The organism is Hyphomonadaceae bacterium BL14 (assembly GCA_027627705.1).
Classification (GTDB): domain Bacteria; phylum Pseudomonadota; class Alphaproteobacteria; order Caulobacterales; family Maricaulaceae; genus Oceanicaulis.
On record CP091242.1, the window covers coordinates 2,761,284 to 2,781,130 of the forward strand.

At 63.1% G+C, this 19,847-nt stretch carries 21 protein-coding genes; 11 read left to right on the plus strand and 10 right to left on the minus strand.

The genetic code is table 11. The features are described 5' to 3' along the window. Positions 1 to 10: 10 nt before the first annotated feature. The 9 genes from L2D00_13430 to L2D00_13470 form a co-directional block, all read right to left on the minus strand. Entirely contained in the window at positions 11 to 1,183 is a 1,173-nt protein-coding gene (locus tag L2D00_13430) for a restriction endonuclease subunit S (protein WBQ12837.1), read from the minus strand. Then, positions 1,180 to 2,703 carry a type I restriction-modification system subunit M gene (locus tag L2D00_13435; protein WBQ12838.1) on the minus strand — a complete coding sequence of 508 codons (1,524 nt, stop codon included), beginning with the start codon at positions 2,701 to 2,703 and terminating at the stop codon, positions 1,180 to 1,182. The genes L2D00_13430 and L2D00_13435 overlap by 4 nt, the downstream gene beginning before the upstream one ends. Next, a complete protein-coding gene (locus L2D00_13440; protein WBQ12839.1) occupies positions 2,704 to 6,099 on the minus strand; it encodes a DEAD/DEAH box helicase family protein in 3,396 nt (1,131 codons plus the stop codon). It abuts the gene before it with no gap. Then, positions 6,096 to 6,953, minus strand: a complete 858-nt coding sequence (locus tag L2D00_13445; GenBank protein ID WBQ12840.1) for a WYL domain-containing protein — start codon at positions 6,951 to 6,953, stop codon at positions 6,096 to 6,098. The genes L2D00_13440 and L2D00_13445 overlap by 4 nt, the downstream gene beginning before the upstream one ends. Positions 6,954 to 7,073: 120 nt before the next feature. Beyond that, the gene (locus L2D00_13450; protein WBQ12841.1) at positions 7,074 to 7,385 is read right to left on the minus strand and encodes a hypothetical protein; all 312 of its coding nucleotides are present in this window, start codon (positions 7,383 to 7,385) and stop codon (positions 7,074 to 7,076) included. Between the two features lie 83 nt (positions 7,386 to 7,468). After that, positions 7,469 to 8,794, minus strand: coding sequence for a recombinase family protein (locus tag L2D00_13455; protein WBQ12842.1), 1,326 nt, complete (start codon positions 8,792 to 8,794; stop codon positions 7,469 to 7,471). Next, positions 8,791 to 9,243: a DUF2924 domain-containing protein gene (locus L2D00_13460; GenBank protein WBQ12843.1), complete on the minus strand. Its 453-nt coding sequence runs from the start codon at positions 9,241 to 9,243 to the stop codon at positions 8,791 to 8,793. The genes L2D00_13455 and L2D00_13460 overlap by 4 nt, the downstream gene beginning before the upstream one ends. 316 nt (positions 9,244 to 9,559) lie before the next feature. Further along, positions 9,560 to 10,561, minus strand: coding sequence for a metallophosphoesterase (locus tag L2D00_13465; protein ID WBQ12844.1), 1,002 nt, complete (start codon positions 10,559 to 10,561; stop codon positions 9,560 to 9,562). Positions 10,562 to 10,624: 63 nt separating this feature from the next. Next, a complete protein-coding gene (locus L2D00_13470) occupies positions 10,625 to 11,524 on the minus strand; it encodes an endonuclease/exonuclease/phosphatase family protein (GenBank protein WBQ12845.1) in 900 nt (299 codons plus the stop codon). 199 nt (positions 11,525 to 11,723) lie between these two features. Here L2D00_13470 and L2D00_13475 point away from each other — a divergent pair, with 199 nt between their 5' ends. Both L2D00_13475 and L2D00_13480 read left to right on the plus strand, forming a co-directional pair. Further along, positions 11,724 to 12,299 carry a hypothetical protein gene (locus tag L2D00_13475; protein ID WBQ12846.1) on the plus strand — a complete coding sequence of 192 codons (576 nt, stop codon included), beginning with the start codon at positions 11,724 to 11,726 and terminating at the stop codon, positions 12,297 to 12,299. Positions 12,300 to 12,317: 18 nt separating this feature from the next. Then, positions 12,318 to 13,046, plus strand: a complete 729-nt coding sequence (locus L2D00_13480) for a formylglycine-generating enzyme family protein (protein ID WBQ12847.1) — start codon at positions 12,318 to 12,320, stop codon at positions 13,044 to 13,046. A 179-nt stretch (positions 13,047 to 13,225) separates the two neighbouring features. On the opposite strand, the gene L2D00_13485 is transcribed toward L2D00_13480, so the two are convergent. Then, positions 13,226 to 13,930, minus strand: a complete 705-nt coding sequence (locus tag L2D00_13485) for a S24 family peptidase (protein ID WBQ12848.1) — start codon at positions 13,928 to 13,930, stop codon at positions 13,226 to 13,228. 89 nt (positions 13,931 to 14,019) lie between these two features. On the opposite strand from L2D00_13485, the gene L2D00_13490 reads away from it, so the two are divergent. Genes L2D00_13490 through L2D00_13530 form a run of 9 tightly spaced genes read left to right on the plus strand, consistent with a single transcriptional unit; the run spans position 14,020 to position 19,842 of the window. Then, positions 14,020 to 14,247 carry a hypothetical protein gene (locus L2D00_13490; GenBank protein WBQ12849.1) on the plus strand — a complete coding sequence of 76 codons (228 nt, stop codon included), beginning with the start codon at positions 14,020 to 14,022 and terminating at the stop codon, positions 14,245 to 14,247. Then, positions 14,244 to 14,456 carry a helix-turn-helix domain-containing protein gene (locus L2D00_13495; protein ID WBQ12850.1) on the plus strand — a complete coding sequence of 71 codons (213 nt, stop codon included), beginning with the start codon at positions 14,244 to 14,246 and terminating at the stop codon, positions 14,454 to 14,456. The genes L2D00_13490 and L2D00_13495 overlap by 4 nt, the downstream gene beginning before the upstream one ends. Beyond that, a complete protein-coding gene (locus tag L2D00_13500; GenBank protein ID WBQ12851.1) occupies positions 14,453 to 14,791 on the plus strand; it encodes a hypothetical protein in 339 nt (112 codons plus the stop codon). Before L2D00_13495 ends, L2D00_13500 begins: the two co-directional genes overlap by 4 nt. 23 nt (positions 14,792 to 14,814) lie before the next feature. Continuing rightward, positions 14,815 to 15,303: a hypothetical protein gene (locus L2D00_13505; protein ID WBQ12852.1), complete on the plus strand. Its 489-nt coding sequence runs from the start codon at positions 14,815 to 14,817 to the stop codon at positions 15,301 to 15,303. Further along, positions 15,300 to 16,139, plus strand: a complete 840-nt coding sequence (locus L2D00_13510; protein ID WBQ12853.1) for a hypothetical protein — start codon at positions 15,300 to 15,302, stop codon at positions 16,137 to 16,139. The genes L2D00_13505 and L2D00_13510 overlap by 4 nt, the downstream gene beginning before the upstream one ends. After that, entirely contained in the window at positions 16,117 to 16,614 is a 498-nt protein-coding gene (locus tag L2D00_13515; GenBank protein ID WBQ12854.1) for a hypothetical protein, read from the plus strand. Before L2D00_13510 ends, L2D00_13515 begins: the two co-directional genes overlap by 23 nt. Beyond that, positions 16,611 to 17,498 carry an ATP-binding protein gene (locus L2D00_13520; GenBank protein ID WBQ12855.1) on the plus strand — a complete coding sequence of 296 codons (888 nt, stop codon included), beginning with the start codon at positions 16,611 to 16,613 and terminating at the stop codon, positions 17,496 to 17,498. Before L2D00_13515 ends, L2D00_13520 begins: the two co-directional genes overlap by 4 nt. Positions 17,499 to 17,515: 17 nt before the next feature. Beyond that, positions 17,516 to 18,139: a hypothetical protein gene (locus L2D00_13525; GenBank protein WBQ12856.1), complete on the plus strand. Its 624-nt coding sequence runs from the start codon at positions 17,516 to 17,518 to the stop codon at positions 18,137 to 18,139. Between the two features lie 14 nt (positions 18,140 to 18,153). After that, on the plus strand, positions 18,154 to 19,842 hold the full coding sequence (locus L2D00_13530) for a DEAD/DEAH box helicase (protein WBQ12857.1): 1,689 nt from the start codon (positions 18,154 to 18,156) through the stop codon (positions 19,840 to 19,842). The last annotated feature ends 5 nt before the right edge of the window (positions 19,843 to 19,847 follow it).

Here is a 19,847-nt window from a genome sequence, read left to right on the forward strand (position 1 = left end):
TGGCGGCACCTCAAAGCTCCCCGCGAAAAGCGCGCTGTGAAAGGGATTGAAAAAGATCCTCACCAGAGCCTTCTGGTGTCTGCGAACTCGCCTCGATAGCTCGGGCTTTCCGCAGCATCGCGACAAACCGGAGCTGATCCTCTATCGGAGGCAGGTTGATCTCGAGCTTTCGGATGATTCCGAGGTTCAATCCGTCCATGATCGCGCCCTTATTGAAGGACTTGATCTGGCGAATGATCAGCGGATCGGAATGGATCGCGAAGGAGAGTACTTCCGGGTGGATCAGTTCCTTATTGCAGGTGATTGTCGCGAGGTGCTTGGTCGTGATGGCTTCGGGGATGTCGTCCGGCACGACGGCGGAGCGACCGGTGGTGCCCATGATCGTGACAATCACGTCGCCCGGGAAAACCTTGTAGCGACGCAGTTCCTCGTACTTTGACGGCGTGATGAAGCGCCGTTCGGCCCAGGCGAACTTGTTCTGCACCGCGTTGTCGATACCTAGGACCGCGATGCCCTCATCCACGAATTCGCCGTGGCGTAGCGCACTGCCAAATGGTCCCGAGCGGATCGCGCCCTTCCGATCAACGGCAAGCGCCTCGAACGTGAACGGCTCCCAGTCGCCATGTCTAGGGTTGAGGTGTCCGACTATATGCAGATAAGCAGACCTGACGAAATCACCGTTCGCTTTCAATAACTTCTGGCGCTTGCGCCGAATGCCATCAGCTCTTGCGAGGATGGAGGCAATCCGCTGTTGCTCGGATCGATCAATCCGAGGCAGTTCAATCTCTTCCAGCTTTGATTTATCGACGTGCGGGATCGTGGCTCCACGAGCCTGTGCCTCGTCATTAAGTTGGCGAAATCGACTCTGAAGAAGTCTGCCAACGAACTCTGTGTCCCATTCCTCTGGCGACTTGATACGCATTCTGGCTACGGTGCTGCCAATCATGCCATCGACGCCGTATCCGACGGTGCCAGCATTCGCGCCGTCCCAGACAATGCATAGATCGGCCGACGTTACTGCCACGCCCTTTGCATCAGAAGCATATTTCTGGGGCGTAGCCCCACGCACTTCATCGATCTGGATGTAAGGCTTGGCACCGTTGACGCGCTGGTCATGAACTTCTGTGGCTTTCTTGCCTTTTCGAAGCTGAATGATGTCGCCCAATTGAACAGCATGCGTCATCCGAGCATTTCCTCAAGCTCAGCCAAGTCGTCGGCAATCTCGTGGTTGAGTGCTTTCATCCTACTAAGGATCACATGGGGCGGGTCATAGTCCTCCTCCTTGTAGACGCGTTCCTTGTACCGGCTGAGAGATAGGTCGTAACCGGCCTCTTTGATCTCGGCGGCTGAGACAAAGAACGCCTTTGAGGTCCGGTCTTGGTCCGCAGCCGGATCGCGGGAGCGCCAGCGGGCCAGGCAGTCAGGCAGATCGTCCTCGGCCACGGGCTCCCGCTTATCGTCGAGCGATAGACCATCGGCCTCGACGTCATAGAAGAAGACATTGTCGGTGCGTCCGCCCTTGGTGAAGACCAAGATGCCGGTGGACACGCCCGCATAGGGCCTGAACACGCCGCTGGGCAGCGAAATCACGGCTTCCAGCTGGTTCTGGTCCACCAGGAGCTGACGCAGCTGACGATGCGCGCCCGAGGAGCCGAACAGCACGCCATCGGGCACGATGGTCGCGGACCGGCCGCCGGTGCTCAGCATGCGCAGGATCAGCGCGAGAAACAGCAGCTCGGTCTTCTTCGTCTTGACCTGGCGCAGGAGGCCCGAGTGTACGTCCTCGAAATCAAGGCTGCCCTTGAAGGGCGGATTGGCGAGGATCACGTCGAAGCCCTCGCTCGCCTGCTTCGGGAACTTGTCTGTGAAGCCGGTGCTGAGCGTGTCCTGATAGTGGATGTCAGGATCGTCGACTCCGTGCAGCATGAGGTTCATTGCCGCGATCCGCAGCATGGTCGCGTCGAAGTCGAAGCCGTGGAACATCCTGCTGCGGATGTGGTCGCGGTGCTCTTCGAGCAAGTCGCCAGTGAAGATCTTCTCGACCGCGCCGGTCTCGGGGTCCTTCTCCTCGATCACAGCCTCGGGCGAGGTGTAGGTCTCGAGCAGGTATTCCATGACGCTGACGAGGAAGCCGCCGGTGCCGCAGGCCGGGTCGCCGATGACGTCGGTCGGCTTGGGCTCCAGCATGTCGACCATCAGCCGAATGATGTGTCGCGGCGTGCGGAACTGCCCGTTGATGCCAGCCGTCGTCAGTTTGCTGAGCAGATACTCGTAGAGGTCGCCCTTGGTGTCGCCCTCTGTCAGTGGCAATTCGTGGATCATGTTCACGGCCTTCACCAGAAGCCCCGGCTTCTGGATCATCAGCTGCGCGTCCTTCATGAACTCCGCGAAAGCCGTGCCGCTGGCCACCGTGGAGCGGAAATGCGGAAAGACCTTGTCCCGCACCAGGGGCAGCATCTGGTCGGATCCCAGGTGCCGGAACTGCGACCAGCGGAGGTGCTGCTCGTCCTCCTTGAAGCGGCGCTGGAACGGCTTGCCCGTCCGCTTTTGGCGGTTCTCGTCACGCGCCTCGTTGATGTCGAGAAGGCGCGCGTACATCAGGAACGTGATCTGCTCGATCACCGTCAGCGGGTTGGTGATCCCGCCCTGCCAGAATTCCGTCCAGAGCGCGTCGACGCGGCGCTTGAGTTCACCCGTGACCATTTATGATTTCCTCTCGTTCGGGTTGTCGTCGGGGCGTTCCTCGGCCAGGGGGCCGAAGGAGCGCACTATGTTGATGAGATCGGTGAGGTCAGCCTCGTCCTCGAACACGCCGTCCGGTCCGTCGGCATCGACCACAGTGAAGGGGTCGTCGTAGAGCCGCTCGACCTCAATCGTGCCGTAGCGCGCGATGTGGTTCTGCAGCATCGCTAGAAAGCGCGTCTGCTTCGCGCTCAGCTTCGGATGCTTCTGGACGAAGGCAGTGAATTTCTCCCGCACCGCCTCGGGATCCATGCCCACGATCATTCGGATCGCGAGGTAGAGCGGACCAGCGGTCTCGCTGAAGAACTCCTCAAGATGCTCTCGCCGGACATCCGGATGCTGGGTCAGGACAAGCGCCACGAGCGAATCGATTTCGCGGTCGGTCACGGCTTCGCCGGCACGGATCTTCTTCAGGACCGGGTTGGTCTCGAAGTGCTTCTTGAGTTCCGCTTCGACGATCTGCTGGTACGCTTTCATGTCTACGGATTTCAGGCTTGCCGAGCGACGGGCGATCTTCATCTGCCCGGCATCCTCGGTAATATCGACCACCTTCGGAGGCAGGCCCTGCGAGCCACCTTTGGCGCGGTGATGCATGATCTCGCGAAGTTGGAGGCGTGCGTTCTCCAGGTCGGCGACCACTACATTTTTCCAGAAGCTGTCGGATCTCACGCTCTTGATGATTTCCGCCTTCTCGCGCACCGGGTTCAGGTGCATCTGAAGGGATGCCAAGCGATCAAGGAGCTCGATTTTCAGGTCGGCAATCTCTCCCGAGCCACGAAGCACGGCGATCTGCATCCGCGCTATGAGAAGGTCGAGCGCAAGGGCGTCGCTGAAGCCACGGATGTTTCGCCACTGCATCAGAGGTGCGATCTCTTGGCGTAGTCTGGCGACAGTCGTCGGCGCGAACGCCTTCAAAACCTCGGGGCGCGATAGCGCGCGCTTCTCTTTCCATTTCTCCCGAACGGCAATGGACTCTTCCGGCAAGGCATTGATGTCCTTTGTCACTAGATCGATGACGGCGTCGAAAGCCGCGATTTCGCTCTTCTGGAGGGCGATCTCGGCAACATTCAGCCGCTCCTCGAAAACCTGCTGAGCAAGCGGTTTGCTCTGCATGGGCTCGGCAGGGCGATAGCCCATTTCAAAGCGGGCAAAATTGCCCCAATGGTCAAAGATGCGGAAAACACTCTTGTGCTGGCCGGGTCCGAAGAGGTCCGGACAGAGACGCGTGCCGCGGCCGATCATTTGCCAGAACTTTACTGGCGATTTGACAGGCCTCGCAAAAACCAGGTTCACGATCTCCGGTATGTCGATCCCAGTATCGAGCATGTCGACCGAGATCGCGATGGTCAGATCGTTGTTGGTGCCGTCGCCCTTGAAATCGTCGATCAGCTGCTCGGCTCGGGGATCGTAGTTGTCGATCACCTGGCAGAATTTCCCGGCGTACTGCGGATACATTTCATCGAAGAGCTGACGCATCAGCATCGCGTGCTGATGGTTTCGCGCGAAAATGATGCTCTTTCCAAGTATTTGTCCGGTCGCATCCTTGATCCCGTTTTCCATCAGGTTTCGGAGGATCGCGCGGTTGGTGTCCTTGTTGTAGATGACCTTGTCGATCTGCTCCGAAGAAAAATCATACTGCGCCGGATCCTCCCCCTGGTCTTCGAGTTCCTGGATCTGCTGGGGCGACAGGCCATCGAGGGTGATGCCGTCGCGGAGAAACTGCGTAGTGTGCTCATAAACCTCGAATGGGGTCAGGTAGCCCTCCTGAACCGCCAGCGCGAGATCGTAATTCGACGTTGGAAGCTGACCTTCACACCCAAAGAGGCGGAAGGTGCTGCGCGTGACGAAGTCGACTGGCGTCGCGGTAAGCCCAACCTGATGACAGTCGAAATAGTGAAAAATGTCTCCGTATACGTTGTAGATGCTTCGATGAGACTCATCCGCGATGATGAGGTCGAAGAAGCCGGGATCGAAAGACTGGAAGACCTTTTGCATAGCGGGATAGGTCGCAAGGAAGACGCGCTCACTGGCATTCGTCTTGACGCGCGACGTGATGATCCGCGTGGGCTCCGAAAGGAAATCGTTGAATGCGTTCTTGGCCTGCTTCCGGAGTTCCTTCCGGTCACAAAGGAACAGGACCCGCTTGACCCAACCGGCCCGGATCAGAAGGTCCGTCAGCGCTATCGCGACGCGAGTCTTGCCTGTGCCGGTTGCCTGAACCACTAGCGCCCGACGGTGCTTCTGCGAAAAACGCTCGGAAACCCTTTTGATCGCTTCGAGCTGGTACAGGCGATCCACGATCTGATCGCTGATCGCGACTGTGTCGAGAGGCTGTTTATTTTGCCTCTGGTAGTTGGCCAGATGCTGAAGGCTGTCCTTCGAGTAGAAGCCATAGAGCTTCCGCGGAGGGAATTCCTGCGCGTCGTCCCAGATCCAGATGTCGAAGCCATTCGTGTAGAAAATGACAGGGCGGTGGCCATATCGCTTTTCAAGGCTATCGGAATAGAGTTTTGCCTGATGCCGACCAAGCTCGGCATCAGTCGAGGTCTTCTTCGCCTCGATAACGGCCAGAGGGTTCCCGTTGTCATCCCAGAGCACGTAATCGGCGTAACCGATGCCCGTGGTCGTAGGTTGGCCGTCGACCTCTACTTCCTTGCCCACCTGCGTCGTGCTCTTGACGCCGTCTGCGATATCCCAGCCGACGCTCGCCAACATGCTATCGATGAGGCGCGTTCGGGTCTCTGCCTCGCTGAACTGCAGCTCATCGGCTGCTGCCTGTGCTGAGCTTGCAAGCTGTTTGAGCTCAGCCGCTTCCTTCTGAGCAACGGTTGCTTTCGCGCGGGCTTCCTCGAGTTCCGAAAGCAACGCATCCATCTGCGCTTCTTGAGCCGCGAGCTTTTCGAGGACTTGGCGCCGTTCCCGCTCCTCGACCTGACCTGGAATGGCTGGCTGCTGGAAGGCGGGAAGCTGGTCCGCTTTCGCCTGCCCGTATCGGACACACATCCAGCGGGCCAGATCGTATGCTTCCTTGATGAGCCAGAGCGCATGTTGGGTTCTCACGGGTTCGCCATGCGCGGCCTTGTTGCCGTGCATCCGCAACGCGTGAAGTTTGTCGAGGATGACCTTCGGAGTGATCGCGATGAAGGCGTCGTTCTTCAAGAGATCGACGAATGTGGGCAGGTCCGGCTTCGGGAGCCCCAGCTCGCGGTAGATGTCCTTCGTCAGGTTTTCGCCGAAGAGGCGAAGCTTGACGAGCGCGCTTGCTGGGTCTGCGTGAGCATACGACTCCGCAAATCCGCCAAGGCCAGCAAGTTCGGGCCAGCCGTCACGCAGGATTTCAAAATTGAGAGACTTCATGCCATCGCCTCCGCAAGAGCGGCGTCGAATGCAGCACGATTGGCCACCACGACCGGGATTTCGTGGGGGTTATCCAGCTTGTCGGCGACATCCAGACGGAGGCGCTTCTGGAAATAGTAGAGCAGTGCTTTGCGCACCATCACTTCGGTGCGCCCATCCTTCATTTCATAGTCTTGGGCTATGATCGACCGCTGGCTCTCGCTCAAGGCTGGATTGGGCGCGAGCGCCACCGCGAAGCGATCATGCCAAAGCTTATCCTCCTTCGCGGATGCGACCGACAGTCCATGCTTTCGGGTCTTCATGCATCGTGACAAGATGAAGTCTTTGAACTTTTGATCGACGTGACAGAATGCACGGACATGCCAGCGTAGTCCGTCATTGCCGAGCGCATGGGGTGAAATCTGCCTCCACTCGGGGGCAGGCTTCTTGGCACTCATCGACTGGTAGAAGATCTCGATGGAGTGGCCTTCCCGCGCGGCTTTGAGGACATCGCGAAGGATGCCAGCCTCCACGCGCCGATGTGGAATAGGCAGAGCATCGTGCTCGGGTGCCGATGCAAGCCAGGCCTCGGTCACACCAGATGCTCCCCCGTTCGACTCGCGCAGATGAGCGAGGTACGTGGACGCATTGGGCTGCATGAACACGGGTTTGAATTCATCAGCCGCCTTATAGCGTTTGGCACTCTTGTCGTAGATTAGGTTTCCGGGTGCCTTGTCCTCGTAGAGTGTCAGGTCCTTGGAGGCTTGGGGCACGGAGACGCCAAACTGGTCGACGATGTCGGCGCGGTTGATCCCGCCCTCCCAGAAGAGGCGGAACTCAATGAACTCCAACCGTTTTTCGACACCCCAGCGCATGGCAGGCCCTCGTTGAGCTGACGGGACAAGAGCGCCCACCAGAATCGTTTGATGATGGGTATATAAACTATACGCGTGTTGACGATCAACCCCTTCGCGCGATGTTTTTTTGGAGGGAGTTCAGGCTGCGGTGCTTACCGAAAAGCGCTGGCGCTGCTCGTTCCACGCTGTGGGAAATGACTCTAGCGTCAGCGACAGCGTCACCTCCGGCCCCTGCTTCCCGTCCACGATCGCCTCGACGATGTCCGGCGCTAGCAGCGTCAGGCGCAGGACGCGGGTCATGTAGGATGGTGCGATCCCCTCTCGCCCGGCCAGTTCGGCGATGGTGGCAAACTCCCCGGAATCCAGCATGCGCTTCCACCGGAAGGCGCGTGCCAGCGCCTTGACCAATGTGTTGTCCGGCGTTCGCTCTGGTCGGACACGGTCGGGCATCTGCATCTCCTTGCGCCCTCCGCGCTTCACGATGCGGAATGGCACGTGGATTGTAACCGTCTCGGGGACCGCCGTCGGGCGGGTCATGCCGCTGCTCCGATGCTGCCAGACAGCATCTCGCGCGCGAGCCCTCCGAGGCCGTCCATCCGGAGCCGGAAGTTGAGCCCGTTCGTGCCGATATCGACGCGCTCGACCAGCAGCGTGACTATGCGCGCCTGCTCGGCGGGGAAGAGTTCGTCCCACAGCGGATCGAGCCGCTGCAACGCCGCGCGGGCGTCGGCCTCGGAGACGTCGTCGGCGTGGGCACGCGCCGCCTTCCAAGTCCCCGCAACAATTTCAGGCTGCCGGAACACGGCACGGAGTTGGTCGATGACCGCGGCCTCGATCTCCCCTGCTGGCACGCGGCCCACGGGGCATGACCCGGCACCATGCTTCAGGACTGTCTGGCTGACGTAGTAGCGGTAGAGCCTGTCGCCCTTGCGGGTATGCGTCGGTGAGAACGCGGCGCCATCGGGCCCGAACAGCAGCCCCTTCAGCAGCGCGGGCGTGTCGGCGCGAGTGCGTGCGGCGCGCTTTCTGGGGCTCTCCTGCAGGATGGCGTGCACGCGGTCCCAAGTCTCGCGGTCGATGATCGCGTCGTGTTCGCCAGGATAGCTCTCGCCCTTGTGGACCGCCTGGCCGATGTAGGCGCGGTTGCTGAGCATCCGATAGATGTATTTCTTGTCGATCCTGTTCCCGCGCGGGGTGCGTATGCCGCGGGCGCCGACCTCGCGCGCCAGTTCCGTGCAGGAACCGATCTCGAGGAAGCTGGCGAAGATCCAGCGCACATTCGTTGCGGCTTCTTCGTCGACCACCAGTTTCCGATTCTCGACGCGGTAGCCGTAGGGCGGGAGGCCGCCCATCCACATGCCCTTCTTCCGGCTGGCGGCCACCTTGTCCCGGATACGCTCGGCTGTTACCTCGCGTTCGAACTGGGCGAAGCTGAGCAGGATGTTCAGCGTCAGCCGCCCCATGGACGTGGTGGTGTTGAACGACTGCGTGACCGAGACGAAGGTCACGCCGTTGCGGTCGAACACCTCCACCAGCTTGGCAAAATCGGCCAGCGACCGGGAGAGACGGTCGATCTTGTAGACCACGACCACATCAACGAGCCCGTCCTCGATGTCAGTCATCAGCCGTTTCAGGCCCGGGCGCTCCAGCGTGCCGCCAGACACTCCGCCATCGTCATACTGATCGCGCACCAGCACCCAGCCCTGCGACCGCTGGCTGGCGATGTAGGCCTCGCAGGCCTCGCGCTGGGCATCAAGGGAGTTGAATGCCTGATCGAGCCCTTCCTCGGAGGATTTGCGGGTGTAGACCGCGCAGCGCAGCTTGCGCGGCGTGGCTGGCGTGTCATCTGGCCGGGTCATGAGCGCGCCCTTGCGTTCTTGAGGCCGAAGAACACCCAGCCATTCCAGCGCGTGCCGGTGATGGCGCGCGCGATGGCGGAGAGCGAACGATACGGCCGGCCCTGCCACTCGAACCCGCCGCGCGTGACGGTCACCTCATGCTCGACCCCCTGCCATTCGCGGATCAGCCGCGTGCCGGCGATGGGCATGAGATCGGCGCGGATGCGCCGTATGGTGATGTTGCCGCCGTCGAGCTCTTCTCCCAGCCGCTCCAGCCTGCGCAGGGTCTCAGGTTTAAGCCCGCCATAGGCAAGCTCCTGGATGCGATAGGCCAGGCGGGTCTCGAGATAGCGGCGGTTGAAGGGCGGCGCCTCGCTGTCATACAGGTCGCGCCACTGCTTCTTGAGTTCCAGCGTGGGCGTCGATTTCAGCGCCGCGAGGCGCGCGGGGATGGGGTCATGTGTGGTCATGCGTTCTCCGTCTGGTCCGGATTTGCATGACGCCATGGGGTGGCCGCACAGTGTAGGCGAACGTCTCCACTATTGTCACAAGCCGCGCCGCGCTGGCGCTGGCGCAGCCGGATGAGACCCAGCGCCAGCAGGTCGCAGACAGCCGCGCGCCGCTCGGCAGGGGTCATGAGATGTGAGGCAAGTGGGTTCATCATCGCTTTCCCGGGTCTGAACCGGGACCATGACGGGCCTGCAGCGCACGCGCCACGCCTATCGGCGTGCTATCCAAGCGCAGCGAGGAAGAAAGCAGGGATGCGAAAACCGGCCCCGCGACCGATCAGATCGTCCCTTTCGCCCACATCAGGCGCTCGCTCGACAGGGTCTCCTCCCCGTCCCAACGGTAAGCGGCGAGCAGGCCGCCTGGCCGGGCGACGCTGTAATCAAGGCAGCAGACATTCGGTGAGCGGGTGAGTTCGGGCGCTCCGTTTCTGGCGGACATCCAGTAGTGACTGAAGAAGACCGGCTTCTCGTCATCGCCATAGCTCAGGGCGCTGTCCGGTGAGCCCTCAAGGTGGGCAATGGCGTCATAGAGCGGGGCTGTGCCGATAACGGCGTCGCGCCAGCTCGACCCTTCGCTCCACCATTTGAGCCTGGCTTCCTTACGGACATGGCCGTCCTTGTCTTCAAAACTGACGTTGTCGGGCAGTTTGATCTCGGCGCCTTTGAGGATGACATCGACCGCCTCTCCAAGGGGGCGCCCGGTGTCGGCCGCTTCCTGCCAGACGTCGCTCCTGTCTGGTCCAGCCAGCACGAGCGGATCTGCGAGGCGATCGATATGGGCTTGGCTCCAGCAGGCATGAACGGCGCGCAGCCCGGGCAGTTCGATCCATAGGGGCAGGCTGGCGAACCACGCGAGGTCCTTGCGCATGCGGTCGCGCGCCTCTGGCCCCGCATGATACTCGCGCAGGAAGGCCACGTGCTGGCCAATATTCTTGTCGCTGCGCGCGCGCAGATGCCGGCCGGGAACCTGCGGGTCCTCCATGGAAAAATGCACCGCATTGAGCTCGTGATTGCCCATGAGGCAGACCGCTTCGCCGGCCTCGACCATGGATCTTACGGTCTGGACGACGCCCATATTGCTGGGGCCACGGTCCACGAGGTCTCCCAGGAACAGGGCCTTGCGCCCCTCACTGTGGCGCCAGATCCCGCTCATGCGGTCATAGCCAAGCTCGAGAAGCAGTCGCTCGAGCGGCGCGAGATGACCATGAATATCGCCGATCACATCGATGCCCTGTGCGCTCGACAGAAGGTCATTCGGGTCGATGTTGGCAGGGGCCATGGTATGTCCTCAACAGGGCGCTGCGCGGATGCTCGCGGCGCGGGATAGTAGGTGTGGGCTCACCTATCTGGCGATCTCCACCAGGATAGGGCAGTGGTCGGAGGGACGCGTTGGGCCTGTCTCGGTGAATGTGGTCTCAGCGAACGATCCCATCACCTTGCGGGTGAAGGCGTGCTCGTTGAGCACCAGAAAATCGATGAACTCGCTGTAGCGCGGATCGCAGGCAGGACGGATGCCGGCGCCGGCGATATGAAGAGCGTAAGGATCGCCGTCATTAAGCCCGCGCCAGACCTCGTCGCCGTCCATCTCGAAGCGCCGGTTGAAATCACCCCCGACGACAACGGCGCGCCCCGAGGCGCTGCGCATATCCACCCAGTCTTCCAGAACCTCCGCCTGCGCAAAAAGGGTCGGGCATACATTGGACGTGTCGCCCTGATGGCATCCCGAAGCGAGATGCACGCTCATGATGTCGAGAGGCTCGCCCTCCGCCAGCGAGATCGCCACGCCGTGGCGCATCCGGCCTGAGCCGCGCACATCCAGCTGCGCAAAATCAGGCAGGCGCACGTGGGCAAGGCTGTCGCGGATCGCGATGGCGGTGTTCTGGGCGCGCAGGCGCGAGCCGTCATCGCGGCCGCGGCACAGCGGATAATCGCCAGAGGCAGGGCGCTCCTCGACATGGAAGGACCAGCCCGGGCCGAACACGCGCTCGAGCGCGGCCTCGCCGTCGATCTCCTGGAGGAGCCATATGTCGGCATCGACCTGGCGGATGTAATCGGCCACGCGATCCAGACCGGCCTCGTCGCGCGGGGCGCAGCCTGCGCCGAACTCAGCGGTGAGGTGCTCGATATTCCAGGCAGCGATGCGCAGCGTGGAGGCCTCACTGGCCGGCGTGGCTGTATCGGTGGGCGCCTCGCAGGCTCCCAGCAGCATCGCGGCGCCAAAGCTCAGGACAAAGCGCATCATGGGCAGGCCTCCTCTGATATCGGTTGGCTGAGCGATAGCCTCCGCCACGAAGGCGCACAACCGCCCTTCGGGCTTTCTGGCGAGCGATGCCTGTTTGCCCTGGCAGCCCGCGCGCCATGTGTTGCCATGCGGTGACAGCCAGATCCGGGGCCTCGGGTTAAGGTTTGCGCCTCGTTGAGTGCAGGCCGACAAGGGGGGCATGATGTTCGGACGCCGCAGGGCTGGCACGGTCGGGCTGGTCGGGTTTCAGCAGATACTCGGTGTGGGCGGCGCGCTGACGCTGGCCAATGTCCTCAAGGATTTGATCTTCTGGACCGACATGATCCGCACCATTCTCGGGGGATGGGCGGAGTTCGTGCAGACCTGGCTGTGGCCAGTCGCCGCATTCCTGTTTGGCTGGGTGTTCGAGCTTCTACAGCTCGAGCTTACCGCCTTCTGGAAGGACTATCTGACCATCGGGCTCCTGTTCGCGGCCGGGTTCCTGCGTCATTTCTGGCTGGTGGTTCGTCGCATAGACGAGGAGGCGGACGAAGATCTGGGATTTGATGTCACCATTCCTTTCCCAGTCTACATGTCGCCTGCCTTGCGCTGGGCGCCGCTGATCCTGACGCCCCTGTCGATCGTGGCCTGGCCGGCCACCCTGGTCCTGTTTGCCGGGATGATGGTCCTGTCACGCGAGGATGTGCGCTTTGTCATTTATGGGCTGGTGTCGATCCTGCTGCCGCTGATCTATCTTGGCCTGCTGATCGCCCTGAACGAGCTGGTTCTCAAGTAAGACAGGACAGGGCAGATCATGGGGTTGTTCAATCGGCGCACATTGATCCTGCCGCGCATGGTGCGCATCAAGCCGGGCCGGTTTATTATGGGCTCGCCGGAAAGCGAGACCGCATACCGCGACTCTGAATCCCCCCAGCATGAGGTGAAGATCGATTACGCCTTCGAGGTGGGCAAATATCCTGTGACCTTTCGCGAATGGGATTCAGCGGCGCGCCTTGGAGCCTGTGAAGGATACCTTCCGCCCGATAGGGGGTGGGGCCGGGGCTGGAAGCCGGTTATCAATGTGAGCTGGGAGGACGCGCAGGCCTATATTCGTTTCCTCAATGAGCGCACGGGCCGACGCTATCGCCTGCTGACGGAGGCCGAGTGGGAGTATTGCTGCCGGGCGGGCACGACGACGGCCTACGCTTTTGGCGATACTCTCACCAGCCGCAAGCAGGGTGTCGTTTTCAGCTATAACCGGACGGTTGAGGTCAGGCACCTCTGGGCCAACAAATGGGGGCTCGTGAGCATGCATGGCAATGTGTTTGAGTGGGTCGAGGACTGCTGGAATGACAGCTATGAGGGCGCGCCATCGGACGGCTCTGAACGCACAACCGGGAATTGCTCTATCCGCGTCTACCGCGGCGGTTCGTGGTTCAACTTTCCGCTGTTCCTGCGCTCCGCGTCCCGCGGCAGGAACGCGTCTGGCTACCGGAAATTCCCGCACGTCGGGTTCCGTCTTGCGAGGACGCTTCCCGATTAGGGAAGCGGTTAACTGTTGGCTTTTTTACCTGTTTACCTGTGGCCATGACGAGAGGGGGCGCTGAAGCGCTGAGTGTGGGCGTAAGCGCCCCCGTCCCGCAAATCGTGTCGCCGGTTCGGGCAATAAGCCGCTGACCAGCAGGCAGCGCGCCCGCGCGACATGGACCTCAAACCAGGACGTCACAGTCGCCTTGCAGCCCATATCACCCGCCCGACGATATTGACCTCCTCGGCGTCGCGCTCATAGGTGCGGTATTCGGGATTGACCGAGTGGATGATGACGCGCGGCGGTTCGGAGTGGGCGATGTGCTCGACGCGCTTGGCTACCAGACCCATGCCATCCCAGACCACGAAGATGCCTGGCGGCACGGGGATGCGCTGGCTGGTGTCGATGAGGATGCGGTCGCCGGATGACAGCACCGGCTCCATGGAATCCCCATCGATCGTGATCATGCGCAGGTCTGCTGCGCGCGCGCGGAACTCATGTCGGATGAGAGGGTCGGGTAGGAGCCAGGTCTCGCTCGCCTCCTCGAGCCCCTCGTTGATCGCGCCGGGACCGGCTGAGGCGCGCACATCGATCTCGGCGATGGGCGAGAACCCTTCAGGATAGACAAGCTCGCGTCTCGCGGCCCGGCGCGGCTCGCGTTCGCCATGGCCGGCGCGCCGGGGGAGCCTGCGGGCATTGCGCAGGCTGTCCTCGCTGACGCCGAACAGCTCCGCCAGTCCCTCGCGCACGTCCTCGGGCAGGACCTTGGGTGAGCCGCGATAGATGTACTGGTGCAGATAGGCCGCGTTGCGCCCGATCGCGAGCGAGGCGTTCTTCAGGTCCGTGCCCTTGTCCTCGATGAGGTTGAGCACCCGGATCCGGATGGGATCGAGCTCCATCGCGCTAACTCCCTGTCACTGTTAGATAGGAAATATACAACATCTTCCAATTGACGCAAGTGCGACCGATTGATTAGATGCTTCCTATCATGACGAGTCTCACCGATCAGTTCCGCGCCCGGGTCGACGCCTTTCTGGAGGCGACCGGGTTCAAGCCCACCGAGTTCGGCCGTCAGGCCGTGGGGGACCCGTCTTTCGTTCTGGGACTGCGCAGGGGGCGGTCTCCGACGCTGGCCACGGCTGACCGGGTGCTGGCGTTCATCACGCAGGTCGAAGCGGCTGAAGCGCGCCGCCACGCCAATAGGACAAGACGATGACAGATATTCCTATCAGACATCTCCACCAGGTCGATCTGGCGCGCCGCTGGAAGCTGTCGCCGCGCACACTGGAGCGCTGGCGCTGGCTGGGGTGCGGGCCTGCCTATCTGAAAGTGGGCGGGCGGGTGCTCTACCGGCTGGAGGATGTGGAGGCCTATGAGGCCGCCAGCATCAACGCGTGCGCAGCGCCTCAGGGCGGTGCCTCATGAGCGCGCCAGCCATACGGCGTCCTGCCGGTGCGATCAGCGATGTGGAGCTGTGCGCGTGGATCGCGCAGGCCGAGCCGGGCGCCTGGCTGGAATACCATCGCGGCTTTCTGGTCATCGACGCCATGGCGGGCATCTCGAAGCTGCCTGGGCCTGACCGGCGACGTCTTGAAGCGCTCGCCGCAGCCGCCCATCGCGCCTTCCATGAAGGCCTCGTCCATCTCGTCCAGGTGCGCATCGTGCCTGACTGCTTTGCCTATGTCGCCATCGCAAGGCCGCGCCCGGCCGCTGCGCCGGTGCGTCTCAACACGCTGCTGGCGCTGAGCGAGGCCGCATGACCCCCCAACACAGGAGACCTTTCATGGTTGATCACGCCAACGCGCCAGGTCTTGACGATCTGGCCAGCCTCTCGCGCGGGGAGATCGCGGCGCTTCCCGCCGCAATGCTCGCAGACCTCCAGGGAGAGCTCGCCGCGGCGTCTGCCCGTCTCAAGACGCTGTCCAGCCGCCTCACCGGAGCCCTTGAGGCGCGCTATGGCGCACGCGCGCTCGAGGCCCTGCGCTGCGATGACCGCGATACGGGCACGGTCCGGCTGGACGATGAGGGCCTCACCGTCATCGCCGATCTGCCCAAGCGGGTGGAATGGGATCAGGCAAAGCTTGCCCGCATCGCCGCCAATATCGCCGCCTCCGGCGAGGACCCGGGCGAGTTCATCGACACGAAGCTGTCGGTCTCCGAGCGCAGGTACGCCGCCCTGCCTCAGGCCTGGCGCAAGGGGTTCGAGCCCGCGCGCACCGTGAAGACCGGCGCGCTGAAAATCGTGATCGTCCTACAGGGGCGTAGCCAATGAGCGCACTGGCCCCCCTCAACCAGACGATCGAAGGCCTCCCGGGCCTGGTTGACCGCGCCGCAGCCATGCTGGCCGGCGCCAAGACGGCCGCCGAGGTGCTCGAGGCGCGCGAGGTTGCCGGGCTCATCTACGATGCGGCAAAGCGTGCGGCCAGGTTGAGCCTCGCCAAAACCGCCCATGATGAGCTGATCGCCGCCGCCCATCGCGCACAGGCTGATGCGCTCGAGATCGAGGCCGCGGCCAAGCGGCGCCTCGCCGATGAATACGACGCCGCGCAGGCGCGCGGGGAAGTGGCTGTCGGCCGCCCGAAAAGTCTCGCAGACGGCAAGAGTTTGCAGCCCACCGTATCCGACCTTGGTCTCCGGCATGACCAGATCCACGACGCCCGCCTGATCCGTGACGCGGAAGCCGCCGACCCGGGCCTTGTGCGCCGCACCCTCGATGAGCGGCTTGCGCGCGGCGAGGAGCCGACGCGGTCTGCGGTTCGCCGTGCCGCGCAAGATCGTCTTCAGCGCTCGCTCGACCGGCTCCAGCGCGTCCAGGAGAGCGTCCGGCGCCTTGAGGAGGATCGCCCGCCGCCACTGACCCCTGAGCAGAGAGCCCGCCAGGTCGCGGTGTTCGGCACGCCAGAGGATCGCGCCATTCACGAGCGCCTCGTCGAGATCGTCGAGCGCATCGATGAGCAACCAAGCCCCGCGGAGGCGGTGCGCCGCATCCCTCCGGCCTCACGCCATGCCGTCGAAACCGCGCCCATCCGGCGCGCGGCGGCCTGGCTCACCGACTTCACCACATTCTACGAACAGGAGGCCCAGAATGGGACAGATGCGACTGAATGATGTTGTCGCCGAGATTGTCGGCGGGGTGATCGCCGGTCACGCGATCAACAAGCGCCAGGCGGCTGTCGACCGCTGGGACGACATTGATGCCGACGGCCAGTATCTCGCCGGGATCGACGGTGTCGTGGCCCGGATCGACCAGCGCGCCCGCAGACTCAGGCTCAAGGCGGAGCGGTTGCCCACGCCCGGACAGCCGCTGCTGCCCTTCCAGCTGCCCGTGGCCGTGGCCATGGATCTTGAAGGCACGACGCTTGTGGCCACGCGCCAGTTGACGCGGGAAGGTTTCGAGCGGGCCATCGAGATCCGCCGTTTGCAGATCACGAACGATCAACATGCGCTGCGTGAATGGCGCAATGCGCTGCGCCAGGCAGACCGGTTCTGGGCCGCAAACCCGAGCTGGAGCTTCGGCGAGTGTCTTGATGCGATCGTCGCGCAGAGCGCCGTAATCGGTCTACCGCAAGGGGGTGCGCAATGACCGGCGCGCTTCCCATTATCACCGCCGATCAGCGTCTCGCCGAGCAACGTGGCGTCAAGGGTGTGATCTTCGGCAGGTCCGGGATCGGCAAGACCTCGCTTCTCTGGACGCTTGATCCCGCCACCACGCTCTTCATTGACCTGGAGGCGGGCGACCTCGCCATCGAGGGCTGGCCCGGCGACAGCGTCCGGCCGCGCACATGGGCCGAATGCCGTGATTTCGCGGTTTTCATCGGCGGACCCAATCCCGCGCTGCGCGACGATCAGGTCTACAGCGCCGCCCATTTCGCGGCGGTGCGCGAGCGCTTCGGCGATCGGGCGGCGCTCGACCGCTACCACACGGTCTTCATCGACTCGATCACTGTCGCGGGGCGGCTCTGCTTCCAGTGGTGCAAGGGTCAGCCAGAGGCTTTCTCGGACAAGACCGGCAAGCCTGATGTCCGCGGCGCCTACGGCCTGCACGGCCGCGAGATGATCGCGTGGCTCACCCACCTGCAGCACACGCGGGCGAAGAATGTCTGGTTCGTCGGGATCCTCGACGAGAAGCTCGACGACTTCAACCGCAAGGTTTTCGTGCCGCAGATCGACGGCTCGAAGACCGGCCTCGAGCTGCCGGGCATCGTCGATCAGGTCATCACCATGGCCGAGATCAAGGGCGAGGATGGCAAGCTGCAGCGCGGCTTTGTCTGCCAGACCCTCAACCAGTGGGGCTATCCCGCCAAGGATCGCTCCGGACGGCTTGATCTGCTGGAGACCCCGCATCTTGGCCGCCTGATGGAGAAGATCCGAGGGCCCGTCGCGCCAGCGCTCAAGCGCCTGACCTACCAGCCGCCAAGCCTTCCCGCGCCGCCCACCGACGCTTCCACCCCTTCTGAAAACACCTGAACAAGGAGAGCCCAGCCATGTCTGCATCCTGGAACGACTTCAACGACGCCAAGCAGAACGCCAACATCATTCCCAAGGGCACACTGGCCAAGGTGCGCCTGACCATCCGCCCGGGCGGGTTCGACGATCCGGCGCAGGGCTGGACCGGCGGATACGCCATGCGCGGGACGACCGGTTCGGTTTACCTCTCTGGTGAGTTCACGGTTCTCGAAGGACCCTACGCCCGGCGCAAGATCTTCACCCTGATCGGGCTCTACAGCCCGAAGGGACCGGACTGGGCGAACATGGGCCGCAGCCTCGTGCGCGGCATGCTGAACTCCGCGCGCGGTATTTCCGACAAGGACAACTCCGCTCAGGCCCAGGCCGCCCGCCGCATCAGCGGCTTTGCCGATCTCGACGGGCTGGAGTTCGTCGCAAAGATCGATGTCGGCACGGACACCTATGGCGATGAGAAGAACGAGATCCGCGCAGCGGTGACGCCCGATCACAAGGAGTATGCCGCGCTGATGGGCACGGTCACGCCGCAGTTCACCGCCGCCCCGGCGCAGGGCCATTCCCCGCAGCAGCCCTCCACGGCGACCCAGCCCAGCCAGCCCGCGTCCGCCCCCGGCGCCGCCAATCGGCCGAGCTGGGCGCAGTAAGGAGGAGACCGGCCATGCGCCTGCGCCCCCGCCAGAAAACCTTTGTCGAGCGCAGCGTGGCCGCGCTCGCCTCCCGCGGCAACACGCTGGGTGTGGCGCCCACCGGCGCGGGAAAGACCATCATGCTCTCCGCTGTCACGGGAGAGTTGATCGGCGACGGCGCGAAGGCCTGCGTGCTTGCCCATCGCGACGAGCTGACGGCGCAGAACCGCGCCAAGTTCCAGCGCGTGGCGCCGGGCGTCACCACCTCGGTGATCGACGCCACGGAGAAATCCTGGAACGGTCAGGTCGCTTTCGCCATGGCGCCCACGCTGGGGCGGGCCTCGAACCTTGCCGACATGCCGCGCGTTGACCTGCTGGTCATTGATGAAGCCCACCACGCTGTTGCCGAAAGCTACCGGCGCATCATTGACCGGGTGCGCGGGGCCAATTCGGAGGCCCGCATATTCGGCGTCACGGCGACACCCAACCGGGGTGACCGGAAGGGCCTGCGCGAGGTTTTTGACAACGTGGCCGACCAGGTGCGTCTGGGCGAACTGATCGCCTCGGGCCACCTGGTGGCGCCGCGCACCTTTGTCATCGATGTCGGCGTGCAGGATGAGTTGCGCTCGGTGCGCAAGACCATGTCGGATTTCGACATGGCTGAGGTGGCGGGCATCATGGACCGCGCGCCTGTCACTGATGAGGTGATCCGCCACTGGAAGGAAAAGGCGGGCGACCGGCAGACCGTGGTGTTCTGCTCCACCGTCGCGCATGCCGATCACGTCACCGACGCGTTCAGGGCGGCGGGTGTTTGCGCCGCGCTGATCCATGGCGATCTGGCGGCCGAAACCCGCAAGGCGATCCTCGCCGGTTACGCAGCGGGGGACATCCGCGTCATTGTCAACGTGGCGGTGCTCACTGAGGGCTGGGACCACCCGCCCACGGCCTGCGTCGTGCTGCTGCGGCCCAGCTCCTACAAGTCCACCATGATCCAGATGGTCGGGCGTGGCTTGCGCACGGTGGATCCCGAAGAATACCCCGACATCGTGAAAACCGACTGCGTGGTGCTGGATTTCGGCACCTCCAGCCTGATCCACGGCACGCTGGAACAGGATGTGGATCTCGACGGCAAGACCGAGACCGGCAAGGCGCCAACAAGAACCTGCCCGGCCTGTGAAGCGCAGATACCGCTGGCCGCCACCGAGTGCCCCCTCTGCGGTGAGGTCTTTGCGCAAGAGGATACGGACGCGAGCGAAGACGGTTCCATGGCCCCCCTGTCGGGCTTCATGATGACCGAGATTGATCTGCTCAAGCGTTCCAGCTTCGCCTGGACCGACCTGTTTGGTACCGACGACGCCCTCATGGCCACGGGCTTCACGGCCTGGGTCGGCATCTTCTGGCTGGATGGTGTCTGGTACGCCATCGGCGCAGCGAAGGGCGAACGCCCGCGCCTGTTGGGTGTCGGCGAGCGCACGGTCTGCCTGGCGCAGGCCGACGACTGGCTGAACACGCACGAGACCGACGAAAGCGCCTTCAAGACCCGTTCGTGGCTGCGCCAGCCGCCGACCGAAAAGCAGCTGCAATACCTGGCGCCCGAGTGCCGCCATGACTTTGGTCTGACGCGCTATCGCGCCTCGGCGCTGATGACGTTCGGCTTCAACAAGCACGCCATCCGCCAGCTGATCGGCAAGGCAGCCTCGCCCGAACGGAGGGCAGCATGACGACG

What these genes read in the sequence shown, in the direction of transcription:
- L2D00_13430 (WBQ12837.1), bottom strand. Translation starts at nt 1,183, where the DNA reads ATGACGCATGCTGTTCAATTGGGCGACATCATTCAGCTTCGAAAAGGC.
- L2D00_13435 (WBQ12838.1), bottom strand. Translation starts at nt 2,703, where the DNA reads ATGGTCACGGGTGAACTCAAGCGCCGCGTCGACGCGCTCTGGACGGAA.
- L2D00_13440 (WBQ12839.1), bottom strand. Translation starts at nt 6,099, where the DNA reads ATGAAGTCTCTCAATTTTGAAATCCTGCGTGACGGCTGGCCCGAACTT.
- L2D00_13445 (WBQ12840.1), bottom strand. Translation starts at nt 6,953, where the DNA reads ATGCGCTGGGGTGTCGAAAAACGGTTGGAGTTCATTGAGTTCCGCCTC.
- L2D00_13450 (WBQ12841.1), bottom strand. Translation starts at nt 7,385, where the DNA reads ATGCCCGACCGTGTCCGACCAGAGCGAACGCCGGACAACACATTGGTC.
- L2D00_13455 (WBQ12842.1), bottom strand. Translation starts at nt 8,794, where the DNA reads ATGACCCGGCCAGATGACACGCCAGCCACGCCGCGCAAGCTGCGCTGC.
- L2D00_13460 (WBQ12843.1), bottom strand. Translation starts at nt 9,243, where the DNA reads ATGACCACACATGACCCCATCCCCGCGCGCCTCGCGGCGCTGAAATCG.
- L2D00_13465 (WBQ12844.1), bottom strand. Translation starts at nt 10,561, where the DNA reads ATGGCCCCTGCCAACATCGACCCGAATGACCTTCTGTCGAGCGCACAG.
- L2D00_13470 (WBQ12845.1), bottom strand. Translation starts at nt 11,524, where the DNA reads ATGATGCGCTTTGTCCTGAGCTTTGGCGCCGCGATGCTGCTGGGAGCC.
- L2D00_13475 (WBQ12846.1), top strand. Translation starts at nt 11,724, where the DNA reads ATGATGTTCGGACGCCGCAGGGCTGGCACGGTCGGGCTGGTCGGGTTT.
- L2D00_13480 (WBQ12847.1), top strand. Translation starts at nt 12,318, where the DNA reads ATGGGGTTGTTCAATCGGCGCACATTGATCCTGCCGCGCATGGTGCGC.
- L2D00_13485 (WBQ12848.1), bottom strand. Translation starts at nt 13,930, where the DNA reads ATGGAGCTCGATCCCATCCGGATCCGGGTGCTCAACCTCATCGAGGAC.
- L2D00_13490 (WBQ12849.1), top strand. Translation starts at nt 14,020, where the DNA reads ATGACGAGTCTCACCGATCAGTTCCGCGCCCGGGTCGACGCCTTTCTG.
- L2D00_13495 (WBQ12850.1), top strand. Translation starts at nt 14,244, where the DNA reads ATGACAGATATTCCTATCAGACATCTCCACCAGGTCGATCTGGCGCGC.
- L2D00_13500 (WBQ12851.1), top strand. Translation starts at nt 14,453, where the DNA reads ATGAGCGCGCCAGCCATACGGCGTCCTGCCGGTGCGATCAGCGATGTG.
- L2D00_13505 (WBQ12852.1), top strand. Translation starts at nt 14,815, where the DNA reads ATGGTTGATCACGCCAACGCGCCAGGTCTTGACGATCTGGCCAGCCTC.
- L2D00_13510 (WBQ12853.1), top strand. Translation starts at nt 15,300, where the DNA reads ATGAGCGCACTGGCCCCCCTCAACCAGACGATCGAAGGCCTCCCGGGC.
- L2D00_13515 (WBQ12854.1), top strand. Translation starts at nt 16,117, where the DNA reads ATGGGACAGATGCGACTGAATGATGTTGTCGCCGAGATTGTCGGCGGG.
- L2D00_13520 (WBQ12855.1), top strand. Translation starts at nt 16,611, where the DNA reads ATGACCGGCGCGCTTCCCATTATCACCGCCGATCAGCGTCTCGCCGAG.
- L2D00_13525 (WBQ12856.1), top strand. Translation starts at nt 17,516, where the DNA reads ATGTCTGCATCCTGGAACGACTTCAACGACGCCAAGCAGAACGCCAAC.
- L2D00_13530 (WBQ12857.1), top strand. Translation starts at nt 18,154, where the DNA reads ATGCGCCTGCGCCCCCGCCAGAAAACCTTTGTCGAGCGCAGCGTGGCC.